This window comes from Neobacillus novalis NBRC 102450 (genome assembly GCF_001591805.1).
Classification (GTDB): Bacteria; Bacillota; Bacilli; order Bacillales; family Cytobacillaceae; genus Neobacillus; species Neobacillus novalis.
The window spans coordinates 264,010-280,800 of the sequence record NZ_BCVP01000012.1 but is presented as its reverse complement, the minus strand read 5'-3'; the positions used below and the strand labels follow the sequence as shown (position 1 = coordinate 280,800).

Sequence of the window (16,791 nt, the reverse complement as noted above, 5' to 3'; positions counted from 1 at the left end):
GGGGATATTTTACCAGTTGAAAAGGAATATCCATTAAATGAATAGAGAAACATACGCTTGGTATTACAGGGTAAAAACAAACTTCGCAAGATACCTATAAAGGCACAGCAACAGCCCCTTGGCCCCAATATCTATATGCGTAGACAACCAATAACCCGGTAAACTTTATCGATCCAACTGGATATCTGCCTATTTAAATAGATCGGCATGGAAATATTCGGACTATGAGTCTGTAGGATGATCCAGGCTCTCCAACCTATAAACGTGGTGAAAGTAAAAGAGAATATAAATCTAACCCTACTGAACTTAATTCCGTAATTGAGTAACCAGCAAAAGTAAAATAAGCGGAGATTTTTCGGTTAGATGCAGAATGGAGCTCGTTTCGGGGTATATAAGGGGAGGTTTTCCGATTATGCAAAGCAAAATCTCCCGTTTTTGAATTTTTCAAGGCAATAGGCGGAATCTCTCCGTCTATTTAAGCTTTTTTTAATAATAATTAATAATTAAGCGGAATTTTTCCGTCTATTTATCCGCTCGGGTACAACACAACCGATAAGTGTGGACCCTCTTGATTCTAGATGCAGGAATCAGCAGCTTTTTATCGACCATCTTATAAAGATCAATAAAATTGGTACTCAAAACGGCACTGAAAATGACAGAAGTTTTGACCATCTTTTTTAATTGTACAATACTAATTGTTCATCATAATAATGATGTCATTTGCTATGTCAAAGTTAATGAAATTTCGTAGAAACCTTAATAAATAAAGAAAAAGACTTATGCAAATTCATACGTCATTTCTTATGTCTTTTAATAAGAAAGCACTTGAAAACGGAACCCTTTAGAGACATACTCTTAAGGTTTTTTGTTATTAGGTAAATTTATTTTGGTTTGGAGAGAACTTTGCTACGACCGACATCAACAACAATAAAACGGAGAGTGTGTTAAAATATAGGAATCAACACTCTGGAAATAACAGGGAATCGGGGATTTATGAGTAACGTAAAATAAGGGGGAAAAGACAATAGTATGGAACTTGTAAGAATTTATAAGATTAAAGAATTGGCTCAAGAATTTAATGAATCACCAAAAATTCAAACACGAGGAAGAGATGTAATATTAAGTTACGATTATGAACAAGATACAGGCGAATATGCTTGGAAAAGTATAATTTTTGTTGAAACAATTGCGTATAGAGTTTCAAAAATGAGTTGTGTTGGAGAGGATGTTCTAAAATCATATAATTCGATTTCAGAAGTCAAATATTCACAATGGTTAAATGAAATTAAAGCGAGTTATAGGGGTAGTCAAAAATTTGAGTATAAACATTACTTGATATTTTTTGATGAATATGGCACATATGAATTTATTGCCAAAAATCTAATTGTTGATAGTGGAAATAGAAGTTAGTAATAACAAAAATTATTTCTTTAAATGGATGACCTATGAAAGCTTTACAAAGGAGAGCCATTGGTTCTCCTTTTTGCTATACTTAAGGGGAATAAATGTTTTAAGGATGTGTGTTCGCTTGAAGGAAATGTATCCGAAAAACGGACGAGTGATTTTACATGTGGATATGAATAGTTTTTATGCCTCAGTTGAAATGGCCTATGACCCGTCATTGAAGGGAAAACCGTTAGCCATCGCGGGAAACGTGGAGGAGCGCAGAGGAATTATTGTCACCTGCAGCTATGAAGCGAGGAAATTTGGCGTGAAAACTACGATGCCGCTTTGGGAAGCGAAAAAGCTTTGCCCGCAGTTAATTGTGAGGAAGCCCAATTTTGAACGATACCGTGCCGCATCAATGGGCATGTTTGAAATTTTGCGGCAATATACTACCCTTGTTGAGCCGGTTTCAATTGATGAAGGCTACATGGATATAACTGAAAGCTTCGAATTTGGCAGTCCAATTGAAATTGCCGAAAGTATTCAAAAGAGAGTTCTTGAACAGCTCGATTTGCCATGTAGTATTGGCATTGCTCCAAATAAATTTTTAGCGAAAATGGCCTCTGATATGAAGAAGCCAATGGGGATTACCGTCCTTCGTAAGCGTGATATCCCGAAAGTGCTTTGGCCTTTGAACACGAACGACATGCATGGGGTTGGCAAAAAAACAGCAGAAAAACTGACAACGATTGGCATTCAAACGATTGGTGATTTAGCAAAAGGGAATGAAATTCAGCTTAAAACGCTACTTGGAATTAACGGAATTCGAATAAAAGAGCGGGCAAATGGAATCGATTCTCGACCAGTTGACCCGGAATCAATTGAGGAGTTTAAGAGTATTGGCAACTCCACTACGCTGCCAAGGGACGTGAGCAATCAGCAAGAGCTTTTTCAGGTGCTGGATTCATTGGCAGAAACAGTTTCGGTGAGGTTGAAGCGGAAGAATGTCCTGGCGTCTGCATTGGCCATTACCATCCGATATAAAGATCGGAAGACGATTACGAGAAGTAAGAAGCTTTCGAATCCTATTCTTCACAAAGAAGATATTGCTGCGTTTGCTAAACAGCTTTTTCTAAAGTCCTGGAATGGGGATGCCATTCGGTTATTGGGGATTACCGGAAATGATTTAGTTGACCATGAGCATGCTTACAAACAATTAGATTTGTTTTCCTATGAAAAGGATGCGAAAAAAGAGCCGCTGCTTAAAACCCTTTCGAATCTGCGAGACAAGTATGGGAAAAATATTATTGAGAAGGCAGGAACTCACAAAGTTGACCCCTCACATAATGTTGGAACGGGGACAAGTTTTAACAAGGATTTTCTGCGCAGCTCCCCTAATAAAAAGAATGAAGAAGACTAAAAAGCTCCACTTTGCCGACTAAACAAAGGGGAGCTTTTTGGACATCATTTACAAATATCTACTTCTAAATTGGTCACAGGCCACCAGAAGCTGCCGTCTTTTTCTAACAGTTCATCCGCTTCTTTAGGACCCATTGACCCTGACTCGTAATTCGGAAAGGCGGCTTTTGTTTTTTCCCATACAGCCGAGATTTTATCGACAAACGCCCAAGAATAGGCGACTTCATCCCAATGAGTGAAATTGGTGGCATCACCGCGCATACAGTCATAAAGAAGTTTCTCATAGCCCTCTGGAGTGTTCATCGCATGAACGCCCGTATTAGCGAAGCTTAGTTTCACCTCTTGTGCATCCAAGTGACCGCCAGCCTTCTTGGCATTAAGATGCAGGGTAATCCCTTCTTCCGGTTGAATATGGATGACGAGTAGGTTTGGATTAAGCATTTTTTCGGTTTGATAATATAAATTCATCGGGATATCTTTAAATTGAACAACAATTTTCGTCGATTTTGCGGTCATTCTTTTTCCGGTACGGATATAAAAAGGAACACCAGCCCAGCGGAAATTATCAATCATGATTTTGCCGGCAACGAAGGTTTCGGTATTCGATTCTTTGTCCACCATTGTTTCATCACGGTATTTCGGCACCTGTTTATCTTCAATAGTTCCTCCGCCATACTGACCGCGAACAAAATAGTTATTTACATCATCACCCTCGACCGTTCTTAATGCCCTAAACACTTTTACTTTTTCGGAACGGATTTCGTCCGTTGTCAGTTTAATTGGCGGTTCCATTGCCAGCAGTGCGACCATTTGCATCATATGGTTTTGCAGCATATCACGCAGTGCTCCGCTCGTTTCGTAATAGCGTCCACGTTCTTCAACACCCAGTGTTTCACTTGAGGTAATTTGGATATTGGAGATATAACGGTTATTCCAGAGCGGTTCAAAAATAGCATTGGCAAAACGGATGACCTCAATGTTTCGAACCATTTCTTTTCCTAAATAGTGATCGATTCGATAAACTTCTTCCTCGGAAAAGGCCGTTCTAATTTGCGTGTTTAATTCTTTGGCAGATGGTAAATCATGGCCGAACGGCTTTTCAATGACAAGACGTTTATATCCTTTAACATCTGTCAGCCCATCTGATTTGAGATGAAGGGCAATTGGACCGAAAAATTCTGGTGCCATTGCCAGATAAAAAATACGGTTGCCTTCAAGGTCATAAGTTGTATCAATTTCATCGGCAAATTTCCTTAATGAAACGTAAGAGCTTGAATCCGCTACATCATGTGATTGATAGTAAAAGTGGGAGACAAATTCATCAAGATTATCTTTATTCCCTAAGGCGGATAAAACAGAATCTTTCACGGATTGTTGGAATTCATCAGTAGAAAGGGTCCTTCTTGCAACACCGATTACGGCAAATTTCTCTAATTTATTCCGAGAAAATAAGCGATAAAGGGAAGGGAACAGCTTCCGTTTCGCTAAATCCCCAGTTGCCCCAAATATCATGATTAATGAAGTCATATTTTGCTCCACGTTTGAAACCTCTTTTCTAAAGCCTAGTTGCTTATGTAGTTTTTGCTTAATCAACCTTAAATTTAGCGGTTTTGATTAGGTTTCGCAAATATATTGATTTCCATGTAACAAATTAATTTGGCTGAGGAGAAATCGAAAGAAGTTTGTGCTATATTAACCATATTGGAAAAAGGAACGGTAGAGAGAGGAGTTTTGATTGTGGAGATATTTTTCTTAGGAACGGGTGCAGGCATGCCAGCAAAGCTGCGCAATGTGACGTCGATTGCCCTCAAATTACTTGAGGAGCGTGGGGCTGTTTGGCTATTTGATGCCGGTGAAGCTACCCAGCATCAAATATTACATACATCGATCAAACCGCGGCGGATTGAAAAAATTTTTATTACCCACCTGCACGGTGATCATATTTACGGACTGCCTGGATTGTTATCGAGCCGTTCGTTTCAGGGCGGGGAATCAGAGGTTACGGTATATGGTCCGAAAGGGATAAAAGAATATATTCATGTTAGTCTTTCCTTAAGTCAGACTTATTTAAAATATCCGTTGACGGTTATTGAAATTGACGAGGGTGTTATTTTTGAAGATGAGCAGTTTACGGTTGAAGCCCGCTTACTTGAACATGGAATTCCTTCTTATGGCTATCGGATCGTTGAAAAGGACAGACCGGGTACATTGCTTGCGGATAAGTTGAAGGAGGCAGGGGTTCAGCCGGGACCAATCTTTCGCAACATAAAAAATGGCGAAACGGTTACACTTGAGGATGGCCAGGTACTTGAACCGGGTGAGTTTGTTGGGCCTGAGCAAAAGGGACGGGTCGTGGCGATTCTTGGGGACACTCGGTATTGCGAGAATGCACTATTGTTGGCGCAAGGTGCGGATCTTTTGATTCATGAAGCCACCTTCTCAAAAGGGGAGGAGAAGTTAGCCCATGATTATTTCCATTCGACAACCCATCAGGCGGCAGACATTGCATTACGGGCTGGTAGTAAGAAGTTATGCCTAACCCATATAAGCTCGCGTTACGACCGAAACGCTTGGCGTGAATTGGTCGATGAGGCGCAGGAAGTATTTCCGAATACGGAGATAGCGGAGGATTTTAAAGAGATAAATATTCCACTTAAATAGGAATTCTAGTTGTCAAATTTCGATAACAATTGTGTGGGATTTTTACTAATTGTTATATGGTATAATGATAAAAAGGAGAGGATCCGGCGATGACAGATAGAGAATTATTAGAGGGTATATTTCTAGAGTTGAAAGAGGTACGTAAGGATATTGCTGGGTTACGGACAGATGTGAATGGGTTACGGACGGATGTGGATGGGTTGCGAACAGATGTGGATGAGTTACGGACAGATATGGATGGGTTACGGACAGATATTGACAGGTTAGATAAAAAGGTAGAAGTTCAAAATGAAATCCTTATGACATTCAAGTATGATATTGATTTTATCAGCGAAAAACAAGCAAAACAGGATTTAAAAATAAATAGAATTAGTAAACAATTAGAAGTCTATTGAATTAAAGGCTTCTTTTTTCTTTTAAATATTACTTTTCTAATTAATAAAAGCCACAAAAATGTGGCTTTTATCTAATTAAATCCAGCCGCGCTCGTATTGTTTTGGTGCTTCAATCGTAACGCCGAGTTCTTTAGCTGCTGTTCGCGGCCAGTATGGGTCACGTAGTAATTCACGGGCTAAAAAGACTAAATCTGCTCTGTCATTTTCTAAAATTTCCTCAGCCTGTATCGCTGAAGTAATCAAACCTACTGCACCTGTTGAAATGTCAGCTCCATTCTTAATCGTCTCTGAATATTTCACTTGATAACCCGGATAGACATGAATATGTGCCGGGATAACAGCACCTGAGCTTACATCAATTAAATCGACGCCTTGCTCCTTCATCCACTCTGCGAAAGTTATGTAATCTTCTGCGTTTAATCCTTCTTGATGATAATCATGAGCGGAAACCCTTACAAATAATGGCCCATTCCAAACGGTTTTGACGGCATCAATCACTTCGCGAAGTAAGCGGTAACGGTTTTCAGCGGACCCGCAGTATTCATCGCTTCTATTATTGGAAAGAGGTGAGAGGAATTCGTTTATTAAATATCCGTGGGCACCATGAATCTCAATTACATCAAAACCAGCTTTTGCTGCCCGTTCAGCACCTTTTTTAAAAGCTTCAACCGTTTCTGCAATATCCACCGTTGTCATTTCCTTAGGCGTTTTCATTTTTTCATTAAAGGCGATTGCAGAAGGGGCGATAATTTCGCCTTCTAATACCGCTTTCCGGCCGGCATGGGCGAGTTGAATCCCTGTTCTAGCTCCATGCTCCTTCATTAGACCGACAAGCTCCTGGAAACCTTTTACATGCTCATCACTCCAAATGCCTAAATCCTGAGGGGAAATCCTGCCCTGGGGTGTTACCGCTGTTGCTTCAACAATAATGAGACCAACCTGACCGACTGCTCTTGATGTGTAATGGGTGCGATGCCAGTTTTGTACATGCCCGTCTTCGTTATGGCAGGAATACATGCACATCGGTGACATGACAATTCTGTTTTTTAGCGTGACTCCCTTAATGGTAAGGGGAGAAAATAATTTAGCTGTCATTAACTAGTCCTCCTGTTCGAAATATTACCCTATTCAAAGTATAGCAAACGCTCCCGGTTTTTGAAAAAATTATCACTTGTTTAGAGAGAAAAATAGCCTGACCCCTCACTGTGAATGTAATGGGGGCAGGCTAATCTCGTTATGGTTTTCAGCTAATTTTAAAGTCGTCCCAATACCATTCAAGGTTTTTGTTCACTTCACATATACCTAAAGGAAATTTTTGTCCTCTAAAAGGATCTATATAAAAGCCATTCTTAAATACCCTGCTGTCGACAAGTTTTTGCTTGTGCAGTTTAGAACAAACGATGCAATAAAACATATATATTCACTTCCTTTCTTCTCTTTCCTGACTACTTTTGATGTATGTTATGAATTGGTGTTGAAAAGAGTGTTTGTATTTATTAATTAAATTGACAAAAACTCAACACTTTGCAATGCTATTAATCCATTCAACGCATCAGGCACGAGCAATTGGTACAGTTTGGGGCATGTGTGAACGCATCGGCGTTCAGACATCTCTAATTATTGTTGCCATCCAATTTTGCAAGTCGTTCCAAACCAATTTGAACAGCTAAGCAATCGTCCAAATATCCGAAAGGAAACACATAATCAGGGATAATATCTGTTGATAAAATAAAGTATAAAAGTACACTGCCGAGGATTGTGCGCTTTTCTGCCGAATTATTTTCTTCACAGAAACTCTTGTACATTTTTTTCAATTCAATAATAAAAGGTCCCATACCCCTAACTTGTTCCACTTTTGTTTCAAACTCCTCAAATATCTTCTGCTCACCTTCTTTTGTGTGGGCAAATTGTTCATACTTGGCCAATTCCTGATATATTTGATCCATGTTGAATTGTTCATCCAATAGATTGGAAGTGACAAGAATTTCTTGTATTGTCTCGATGGAATTAAAAATATCAGATGGAGTGTTTTGTTCAATTACATCAATATTGTACCCTGCAGCCTGTAGTAATCTTGCTACTGGAACGCTCAAATGATGGGCAATTAGCTTTAGGTGTGAGGGCTTAGCCTGTTGTTTATTATTTGCTATTCGTGAAATCGTCGCTGTATCAATTCCTGTAAGTGTACTAAGCTTTCGCATGGAAAGTGAACGTTCCTTTAACAATTTTTTTATTAATTGTCCAAGGTTTTGATCCTCGCCTCTTTTAGTTGACATCACACTCGCTCCTTTATGGGTTTACATTAAGTGTTGACGTTTTATCAACAAACTTGAAGTGGACATGCACTATTAGTCAAAGAAATCAATACAATGTAAAAAAAATAAGGAGTGTTGACATTGGCTTGGTTAATCATTTTGGCTTTTGCTGTTTCATCAAGTATAGATAATTTAGGGGTAGGAATTTCTTATGGTATTCGAAAGATACACATTCGGTTAGGCCCGAATATTTTGATCGGTATCATTTGCTTTCTCATGAGTATAGCGGGAATTTCGTTTGGACTTTGGCTTTCCAAGATTCTTCCCGGAATACTCCCTGTGATCTTCGGAGCAGTGTTATTATTTATTATCGGTATTCGAATTATTCTATTGGCGAAGCCGCGTAAAAGTAATGCTTTAAAAGTGAAAAATGAGGACGGAGAGCAGCCCAATAGTATTAAAGGTATTTTAAGAAATCCAGAGATAGCCGATACTGATAAGTCTGGAGAAATTGGTTGGGGGGAAGCGATCATTCTTGGCATTGCATTATCCGCGAATGCGCTTACGAATGGACTAGGTGCTGGATTACTCGGTCTTTCACCGCTTGCTATTTCTTTAACAGCTGCAATTGGCAGTATCGTCAGTGTTTGGGCAGGTGTGAATTTAGGAGCTAAATTAGCCGGTGTTCGGATTGGGTCATTTACTGTCGGTCAATTTGGAACAATTATTAGTGGCGTGCTCATTTTAGTAATAGCATTTACCGCATTTTTCTAGATTAGAAGTTTGGTTAAATAGGGGTGAAAAGTTTGAAAAAAGGTTGTCTTGGTGAGCATTGACAATCTAATGAACACTCGCATGCTCTTCTATATAATACGACAAAAAGAAAGCTAGTATGCTAAAAGGAAATAATAAGTCAAAATCATTAAAGGTCAATTGTTCATTAACCTGAATTAGGATTATGAATAATTGTCCTTTTTCTTTTAGTTTTCCTATTAAAAATTTGATAGTACAAAAGCCCTCCTAGCCTTATAGGAGAGCTTAACTTTTGATAAGTAAGGCATAGTAAGGTTCATTCAAAGATAGACTATGTCAATTCCGAAATCAATGAATCATTGTAAAATACAATGTTATGTTCAGAAAAAAGAACGTATGACTCGCAGCAAAAATGATTCCGCGTCTCGTATCTTTATTCATAGTAATAAACCCCATTTCATAAAACCCATCATAAACACTCCTTGACAGTTTTTTATAGTATATTAGAATCCACAATAACTGTGTCTGTTTTGACAACAAATCCAAAAATATTAACAAAAAAATTGTTAATATATCAATAAGGTGTTGAATATTTATCAATATGAGGGTATTATTCTTATTATAAAAGGGATTTTTAGGAATTGTATTTTTTCATTTTGGCAACTGTAATAATTCTAAGGGAAGGAGAGCCGAATATGTCGGAAGGCAGTGACAAAAATAATCTTGGTTTGAAATTAAAGGAATTATTGAAGGAACGCTCATTATCGATGCGGAAACTTAGCGAGCTTACTGAAATTGATACTGCTACAATTTCAAAGATCATAAATGGTAAACGAAAAGCAAGCCCAGACCAATTGCAAAAATTTGCTGAATGTCTTGGACTTCCGATTGCTGACTTGTTTATTGCTGCGGGCTTTCCCATTGACCAGAAACAGGAAAAGCCGAATTCAGACATTCACATGTCGGTTGATAGTATTCAAAATTTACTCAAATCCTCAAATCTATATGATAAAAAGTTTTCTATCGCAAGTGTTGAACAGCAGTTAGCTAATTATCAACAATATACAGAAACAGAAGAGGGGAAAGAAACGATCCTTAAGGGTTTTGAGGATAAGCTTCAGAAAGTTGGCAGCATTGGTCCATTTATAAGCAACTTAAAGGATATGTTTGAAAGATTCCGCTTGAGAAAGGGTACACCACGTGAACTTGCCTTAATTGGCGCTGCGCTTCTATATTTCATTTTACCCGTAGATGTCATTCCTGATTACATTTTTCCGATTGGCTATTTAGATGATGCAATCGCTGTACAGCTGGTTATGAAGTTATTATTAAAAGAGTCGTAATATCATCTAGGGATGAATAACACGCACAATCAGATACGTTTATGATTGCTCATTATAAGGGCTTTTTGTCATCAGATGATAAAGATGGTAAAGATTTAGCAATGTGATTTAGGTTTCATAATAGAAAGTGGATCTGATTTGTATGAATCACATCCACTTTTTTTATTCTTTTTCTCTAAGCTCTCTTAACGAGTATTTCGTGCCTCTCCACACAATTCCTCCGCGCTTAAAGGTAAGATAGCTTGCTCGGATAATCGAATAAATAAATAGTAATGCTGTAATCGGTAAAACAAGAAACAAGGCAGGGGAGAAAAGCGTCATTCTTTTAATGATGACAACGTAAAGAATTCCGCTCGTCACAATATTCCCTATGCTTAGAAGGACAATCGTTTTGTTTGCGGAAAAAATGGTCAGAAACGGGAGGACATTGGTGACAAACACCCCGAAAATTGAAAATAATACCATACTAATTCGATAGTTTAATCCAGCGAATGTATTTTTTTCAAGCCCAACAAATGCCTCTTTCAAACTACCGTACCATTCAAGCTCAATTAATTGGAGTGCTGTAACAATTCGTTGACGGTAGCCTGCCTTTTTCATTTTCATTCCCAGCTGCAGGTCATCATCCGGTCTCATTTTGATTTTTTCATGCGTGCCAAAGGATTCATAAGCCTCCTTGGAAACAAGATTGAATGCGCCAATTCCTGTTCCAATCTTCGATTTTGGATTGTTTGCCATCCATGGACGCTTAAAATAAGAAAATCCAAAAAGAAAAAAGGCAACAAACGATTTCAGCCAAAAACGGTTCGCGTTTAAATTGGGGGCTGCGGTTAAAAGGTCTATCTCGTGTCTTTCAAAGTAATGGAGCGCCTTCGCAAATGCTTCTTCTTCGAATCTCACATCCGCATCCGTAAATAATAGCCATTTGCCTAAAGCTTGAAGTGTTCCTTTATACAAGGCGTGATTCTTACCTAGCCATCCTTCAGGTAATTCATCGATATGAAGTACTTTTATCCGTTGGTCTTCTCCTTGCAATTCGTCCATTTTTTTCCCGGTGTCATCGGTGGAACGGTCATTGACGAGGATCCATTCGACATGTCGATAGGTTTGCTTCAACTGACTATGGACACTTGCATTGATTTGGTTTTCTTCATTTCGCGCTGCCACGATTACCGATAATAACGGCCCTGTTTCGAGTTCTGGCTCTTTTTCAAGAGCGTCTAAATGTCGTAACCCAATTAGCGCATCTAAAAGAAAAACGAGCCAAACAAGAATGCCTAATGTGAATAAAACTATTAGAAAAATGTCCATTTTCTCAGCCCTTTTTACCTGTAATTAAATAGCTTATCTTTAGTTTAAGGTAAAGGGGGGCAAACATACCACTTTTTAAGTAGACGTTCCAACCTTTAGCTGCGCTTCTAAGGTGTTTCCCATCTTTTTCGATTGGGCTGTTGCTGCTTGAATACAAGAAATGAATGCTTGCTGAACCCCATGTTTTTCCAGCACTCGAATGCCGGCCTCAGTGGTTCCGCCTGGACTTGTTACATCTAGACGTAATTGCTCAGATGATTTGGAGGAGTTTCTCACCATTTCCGCCGCTCCAATCAGTGTCTGTACAATGAGTTCCTTCGCCATCTCCTTTTCTAGCCCAATCTCAGCTGCGCTATTTTCCATTGCTTCGATGAGATAATAAATATAGGCAGGTCCGCTCCCGGATAGTCCTGTTACGGCATCAAGCTGTCCTTCTTCTACAAACCTTGCTAATCCTACGGTTCCAAAGAGCTGCTTCGTTGTTTCCAACTGATGATTGGTGATGCGGCTATTTACGGCAATGGCAGTCGCCGATTTTCCGACCGCAGCAGAGGTATTAGGCATCGCCCTTGCAATCGAAAGTGATTTTCTTGCTAATGTTTCGATGGTATTCATGGAAACACCTGCTAATACGGAAACGACTAGCATTTGCTCGGTCAGGTGCTCGCGAATCCTATCGATGGCTGAGTCTGCGTCCTTTGGTTTCATTGCCAGCATAACAATATCAGCATCTTCAAAAAGTATTTTTAAATCATAGGTGCTGCGAATACCATAACGTTCTTTAAGACCCGCTAATCTTGTTTCATTTGAATGATTGGTTACCCAAATATTATTTCGAGCAATTAAACCATTTTCTAGAATTCCAGAAATGAATGCTTCCGCCATCGAACCCGCACCAACTATCGCGATTTTTTTCATTGCTATTCCTCCTTTTTTTCCAAGAAAACACAAAGACCCTTCATCCAAAAAGGACGAAAGGTCTAACTTCCGCGGTACCACCTTCATTTACCCTGATTTTTTAAAAAAATAATCTGGGTTCACTCGACTCCCGATAACGTGGGATTACGTTAGGTTTTCCTAAGTGCTCATAAGGTAGGTTCAATGATTAAGAGGGCGGTGAAGTCTTTCAGCCGCCTGAACTTCACTCTCTTTCGCCATTTCTCATTTACTAGTCTTATTCATCGCTTTAACGAATTAAATTTTAATTGTGATTATGCTTGAAAAACAGCTTGTCTGTCAAGTACTAAATAGTATGATTTTTTTATTTTTTCCAAAAAGTTATGCAGGAATAATGACAATTGGTGAAAAAATCGCTACACTTTAATTTATATAGTTACTGTCAAAAATTGTTCATAGGATTACTTTATATAACAATAATGTTAGGAGTTTTTTGAATGGCAGAATGGAAAGACGGAATAGCTAAGATTACCTTACCGACACCTTTTCCTGTTGGGGATGTAAATGCCTATTTAATTAAAGGAGAGCGGTTAACACTTGTTGATGCAGGGGTGAAAACGGAAGAGTCCTGGAACTCACTTACCGAGCAGCTGGCTGAATTAGATTTAAGCCCTAACGATATCGAGCAAGTGATCCTTACTCACCATCACCCTGACCATGCTGGAATGCTCGATTTTTTCCCAGATTCATTGGAGGTGTATGGTCATCCGCTAAATGAACGCTGGATCCATCCCACGGAAGCCTTCTTCCAGGAACAAGAAGCTTTTTTCAATGAGCAGTTTCTGGAGTTTGGCCTGCCTGCGGAATATTTCCCGTTCCTTTCTAAGTTACGAAACACACTGAAGTATTCCTGTAACCGATCATTGACAGGACATCTTGTTGAGGGGATGAACCCACCTGGGTTAAGTGAGTGGCAGGTACTTGAAACACCGGGCCACGCCCAAAGTCAAATTGCTCTTTTCCGCGAGGAGGATGGAATTTTGATTGGCGGTGACCTAATCTTAGCCCATATTTCACCCAATCCATTACTCGAGCCGCCGGCACCTGGTGAATCGGAAAGACCAAAGCCGCAGCTGCAGCATAATGATTCGATAAAGAAGCTGTTGTCGTACCCGGTTCGGTTAGTCTATACAGGACATGGCAAGGAAGTTTTTCAGTTAAAAGAGCTGATAGAACTAAGGCTCTTGCACCAGCATGAACGGGCGATGAAGGTCAAAAATTGGCTGAAAGAAGAGCAGCTCACCATTTTTGAGATTTGCAAACGCCTATTTCCGTCTGTCTATCAACGAGAACCGTTATTAACGATATCAGAAACAGTGGCGCAGCTTGACTATTTAACCTCAATCGGGGAAATTAGTAGTAAGCATAGTCAGCCCGTGTTTTATTATGCAATGCATTAAGGAGAACGGGGCCGACTTAGATGGGGTGTTCATATGGTTAAGGACCGTTTAAAAGCTAAGAATATTGTAATTACTGGCGCATCCGGTGGAATTGGTGCGGAAATCGCCAAGCTTTGTGCGGCACGCGGAGCTAATCTTGTTTTGCTGGCACGGAGCATCGACAAGCTGGAGCAGCTTCAGTCCGACTTGCAGCAAAAGTATCAGGTCAATGTGGATGTTTTTCAGCTCGATGTGTCAGATACGAATCAGGTTGAGGTAGTTTTTCAGCGGATTTTTGATACGATCGGGGACATTGATATCCTGGTGAATAATGCCGGCTTTGGGGTATTCCGTGAAGCCCATGAAGCTTCAATCGACGAAATCAAAGGGATGTTTGAAGTGAATGTAGTTGGATTGATGGCATGCACAAGTATGGTTTTGCCTAAGATGCGCGCACGGCGCTTTGGTCATATTATTAATATTGCTTCCCAGGCAGGGAAAATTGCTACGCCGAAATCGAGTGTTTATTCCGCCACGAAGCATGCCGTTCTTGGTTATACGAATTCGCTGCGGATGGAGCTTGCTGATTTCAATGTGCAAGTGACATCCGTGAACCCTGGGCCAATTGCCACCAATTTTTTTACTATTGCTGATGAACAAGGCACTTATGTAAAAAATGTACAGCGGTACATGCTCCAGCCTGAATTCGTCGCACGCAAGGTCACAGACAGCATGCTGACGAAAACGCGGGAAATCAATTTGCCGCGCTGGATGAACTTGGGGAGCGTAGTTTACGTGCTGTTTCCACGGCTGTTTGAGCGGATAGGGAAACGAATGCTTAATTCTAAATAAATGGAAAGCTGCCTTGCCATGGCAGCTTTTTGTATGGAAATTTGGTGTCTGCCCCCGTCGCGATCAGGTCAATCTGCCAAAAACTCATATACGACATCATTTACAACCTCAAATAAATCTGCAGGTGGATCTTCTTCTTTTATTTGGAAAATCCTCTTGGACAGGTTCTCCAAATCTTTATCACCAATCGGCATTGAATCCGCCTCGTAGTACTGTTTAAGACAATTCCTAATCATTTTGATCACAAGTTTTTTCTCCATCATATGCACCTCTCCAATCATTATATCTATTTTTATGATTGAAAACCCATCAAAAAATTTCCATTGAATACGAACGAATATTCGCTTAAGATATGTATATAATGATAAGGAACGAATGTTCGATATTAAAACCTTGTGGGTGAAAAGTCATGGTTGATTACAATCTGTTACCGAAAAACAAAATTTTATGTGTGGACATGAAGAGCTTTTATGCAAGCTGTTCCGCTGTCATGGAAGGTCTCGATCCTTTGAATTGCTATTTAGCAGTTGCCGGTAACAAGGAGAGGCAGGGAAGCGTCGTTCTTGCCGCTTCACCGCGGCTAAAAAAAGAATTCGGCATCAAAACCGGCTCGCGGCTGTTTGAGATTCCCAATGATCCAAGAATTCAAGTGGTTGAGCCGAAAATGGCAACGTATTTGCGGATTGCAACCGAAATTTCTCGTGTGTTTAACCGCTATGTGCCAAAAGAAGCTATTCATGTCTATAGCGTCGACGAAAGCTTTATTAAAGTGGATGGTGCAATTGATTTGTGGGGGGATGCCCATACGATTGCCCGAAAAATGAAGGATGATATTGAGCGGGAATTTCAGCTCCCGTGCGCGGTTGGAATTGGCCCTAATATGTTACTTTCGAAGCTTTGTCTTGACCTCGATGCTAAGAAAATAGGAGTGGAAGAGTGGACGTACGAAGATGTGCAGACAAAGCTTTGGAACGTGTCGCCGCTTCGAGAAATGTGGGGAATCGGCAGACGTGTTGAAAAAACATTAAACGGGATGGGCATTTTCACGGTTGGTCAGCTGGCCCGCTATGATTTAGAAAAGCTGGAGAAAAAATTCGGCATCATGGGAAACCAGCTTTATCATCATGCCTGGGGCGTGGACCTCTCCGATTTGGGGGCACCAATCATCCAAGGACAAATCAGCTTCGGAAAAAGCCAAATTCTGTTAAGGGACTATAAAAAGGTAGAAGAAATTAAGGCAGTTATTTTAGAAATGTGTGAAGAGGTTGCCCGAAGAGCACGGACACATCGAAAGGCTGGAAGAACGATTAGTCTCGGGGTCGGCTACAGCCAAGATGAATTTGGCGGCGGTTTTCATCGCTCCAGATCCATCCAGCAGCCAACAAATGTGACAATGGAGCTTTACCGCGTCTGCCTTGAATTGTTTCATGAACATTATACGGGAAAGACAGTACGGCAGATTTCGATTGCCATCAGTAATATTGTTGATGACCGCGAGCTTCAGCTCGATTTGTTTGATATGGGTGCCTATAAGAGGAGGGAGCTTGGCTATGTGGTTGATTCTGTCCGCAGGCGCTTTGGCTCAGGTTCCCTTCTGCGCGCTGTATCTTATACCGCTGCAGGAACGGCTAAGCACCGGGCAACACTCGTTGGCGGACATAAAAGATAAGGGAGGCAGAACGTATGATTCGCGACCGCGGCAGAATCAAATGGACGTCAATGATGCTTCCTGAGCATGTGAAATTGCTCAGGGATTGGGTAAAAGAAGACGGCTACGAACAGAAAAAGGAAATGGATGAACAGCAGTTAGAGCTCATGAACGAAACCTTATCTGAAGCGATTGAATTTAATCAGTTCGTCACGATTACCCATTACCGAAACCGGAATTATGAAATCGTGATTGGAAAAATTCATTACTGGGATGGACTAACGCAAAGGCTTCATGTCGTTGATCGCTTTGAAGAAGTGCACCAAATTCCGATTAATGCGATTGCCGACATCCGGCTGACAGATGTATAAACTACCACGAGCCTAAAGGTATCGTGGTTTTACGCCCACAGATGTGTAAAAAGAGCGGCCC

Annotated in this window: 17 protein-coding genes and 1 other annotated feature; of the genes, 10 read left to right on the top strand and 7 right to left on the bottom strand. The window is 40.3% G+C overall.

Translation table 11 applies throughout. The annotated features are described in order from the left end of the window. Positions 1–1,029 precede the first annotated feature (1,029 nt). Positions 1,030–1,410, top strand: a complete 381-nt coding sequence (locus tag BANVL01_RS11755) for a hypothetical protein (RefSeq protein WP_066089576.1) — start codon at positions 1,030–1,032, stop codon at positions 1,408–1,410. Between the two features lie 118 nt (positions 1,411–1,528). After that, positions 1,529–2,806 carry a DNA polymerase IV gene (locus BANVL01_RS11750; RefSeq protein ID WP_066089573.1) on the top strand — a complete coding sequence of 426 codons (1,278 nt, stop codon included), beginning with the start codon at positions 1,529–1,531 and terminating at the stop codon, positions 2,804–2,806. A gap of 44 nt (positions 2,807–2,850) precedes the next feature. Here BANVL01_RS11750 and zwf read toward each other — a convergent pair whose 3' ends face one another. Further along, positions 2,851–4,332: a glucose-6-phosphate dehydrogenase gene (zwf, locus tag BANVL01_RS11745; RefSeq protein ID WP_169803170.1), complete on the bottom strand. Its 1,482-nt coding sequence runs from the start codon at positions 4,330–4,332 to the stop codon at positions 2,851–2,853. Between the two features lie 210 nt (positions 4,333–4,542). Between zwf and rnz the strand changes: the two genes are divergently transcribed. Then, on the top strand, positions 4,543–5,466 hold the full coding sequence (gene rnz, locus BANVL01_RS11740; protein WP_066096733.1) for a ribonuclease Z: 924 nt from the start codon (positions 4,543–4,545) through the stop codon (positions 5,464–5,466). 89 nt (positions 5,467–5,555) lie between these two features. Continuing rightward, the gene (locus BANVL01_RS11735) at positions 5,556–5,861 is read left to right on the top strand and encodes a coiled-coil domain-containing protein (protein WP_066089570.1); all 306 of its coding nucleotides are present in this window, start codon (positions 5,556–5,558) and stop codon (positions 5,859–5,861) included. A 75-nt stretch (positions 5,862–5,936) separates the two neighbouring features. Here the strand turns inward: BANVL01_RS11735 and namA are convergent, their stop codons facing one another. From namA to BANVL01_RS11725, 3 genes are all read right to left on the bottom strand, one after another. Further along, the gene (namA, locus tag BANVL01_RS11730; RefSeq protein WP_066089566.1) at positions 5,937–6,956 is read right to left on the bottom strand and encodes an NADPH dehydrogenase NamA; all 1,020 of its coding nucleotides are present in this window, start codon (positions 6,954–6,956) and stop codon (positions 5,937–5,939) included. Positions 6,957–7,104: 148 nt separating this feature from the next. After that, positions 7,105–7,275 carry a DUF3973 domain-containing protein gene (locus tag BANVL01_RS26745; protein ID WP_082804958.1) on the bottom strand — a complete coding sequence of 57 codons (171 nt, stop codon included), beginning with the start codon at positions 7,273–7,275 and terminating at the stop codon, positions 7,105–7,107. A gap of 199 nt (positions 7,276–7,474) precedes the next feature. Continuing rightward, positions 7,475–8,137, bottom strand: a complete 663-nt coding sequence (locus BANVL01_RS11725) for a DUF1232 domain-containing protein (RefSeq protein WP_066089563.1) — start codon at positions 8,135–8,137, stop codon at positions 7,475–7,477. Positions 8,138–8,257: 120 nt separating this feature from the next. Between BANVL01_RS11725 and ytaF the strand changes: the two genes are divergently transcribed. Continuing rightward, the gene (gene ytaF, locus BANVL01_RS11720) at positions 8,258–8,890 is read left to right on the top strand and encodes a sporulation membrane protein YtaF (RefSeq protein ID WP_066089560.1); all 633 of its coding nucleotides are present in this window, start codon (positions 8,258–8,260) and stop codon (positions 8,888–8,890) included. A gap of 674 nt (positions 8,891–9,564) precedes the next feature. Further along, positions 9,565–10,212, top strand: coding sequence for a DUF1232 domain-containing protein (locus BANVL01_RS11715; RefSeq protein WP_066089557.1), 648 nt, complete (start codon positions 9,565–9,567; stop codon positions 10,210–10,212). 162 nt (positions 10,213–10,374) lie between these two features. Here BANVL01_RS11715 and BANVL01_RS11710 read toward each other — a convergent pair whose 3' ends face one another. Both BANVL01_RS11710 and proC read right to left on the bottom strand, forming a co-directional pair. After that, entirely contained in the window at positions 10,375–11,523 is a 1,149-nt protein-coding gene (locus tag BANVL01_RS11710; RefSeq protein ID WP_066089554.1) for a glycosyltransferase family 2 protein, read from the bottom strand. 75 nt (positions 11,524–11,598) lie between these two features. Continuing rightward, positions 11,599–12,441 carry a pyrroline-5-carboxylate reductase gene (proC, locus tag BANVL01_RS11705; RefSeq protein ID WP_066089551.1) on the bottom strand — a complete coding sequence of 281 codons (843 nt, stop codon included), beginning with the start codon at positions 12,439–12,441 and terminating at the stop codon, positions 11,599–11,601. Between the two features lie 46 nt (positions 12,442–12,487). Then, positions 12,488–12,714, bottom strand: a binding site (T-box leader). Positions 12,715–12,917: 203 nt separating this feature from the next. On the opposite strand from proC, the gene BANVL01_RS11700 reads away from it, so the two are divergent. Both BANVL01_RS11700 and BANVL01_RS11695 read left to right on the top strand, forming a co-directional pair. Further along, positions 12,918–13,880: an MBL fold metallo-hydrolase gene (locus tag BANVL01_RS11700; RefSeq protein WP_066089548.1), complete on the top strand. Its 963-nt coding sequence runs from the start codon at positions 12,918–12,920 to the stop codon at positions 13,878–13,880. A gap of 33 nt (positions 13,881–13,913) precedes the next feature. Continuing rightward, positions 13,914–14,711 (top strand): SDR family NAD(P)-dependent oxidoreductase, encoded by a 798-nt coding sequence (locus tag BANVL01_RS11695; RefSeq protein ID WP_066089545.1) that lies wholly within the window; start codon positions 13,914–13,916, stop codon positions 14,709–14,711. A gap of 68 nt (positions 14,712–14,779) precedes the next feature. Here BANVL01_RS11695 and BANVL01_RS11690 read toward each other — a convergent pair whose 3' ends face one another. Next, positions 14,780–14,971: a YqzH family protein gene (locus BANVL01_RS11690; RefSeq protein ID WP_066096732.1), complete on the bottom strand. Its 192-nt coding sequence runs from the start codon at positions 14,969–14,971 to the stop codon at positions 14,780–14,782. 149 nt (positions 14,972–15,120) lie between these two features. Between BANVL01_RS11690 and BANVL01_RS11685 the strand changes: the two genes are divergently transcribed. Then, complete coding sequence (locus BANVL01_RS11685) at positions 15,121–16,380, top strand: Y-family DNA polymerase (RefSeq protein ID WP_066089542.1); 1,260 nt, start codon at positions 15,121–15,123, stop codon at positions 16,378–16,380. Positions 16,381–16,394: 14 nt separating this feature from the next. Then, on the top strand, positions 16,395–16,730 hold the full coding sequence (locus BANVL01_RS11680; protein ID WP_066089539.1) for a YolD-like family protein: 336 nt from the start codon (positions 16,395–16,397) through the stop codon (positions 16,728–16,730). The last annotated feature ends 61 nt before the right edge of the window (positions 16,731–16,791 follow it).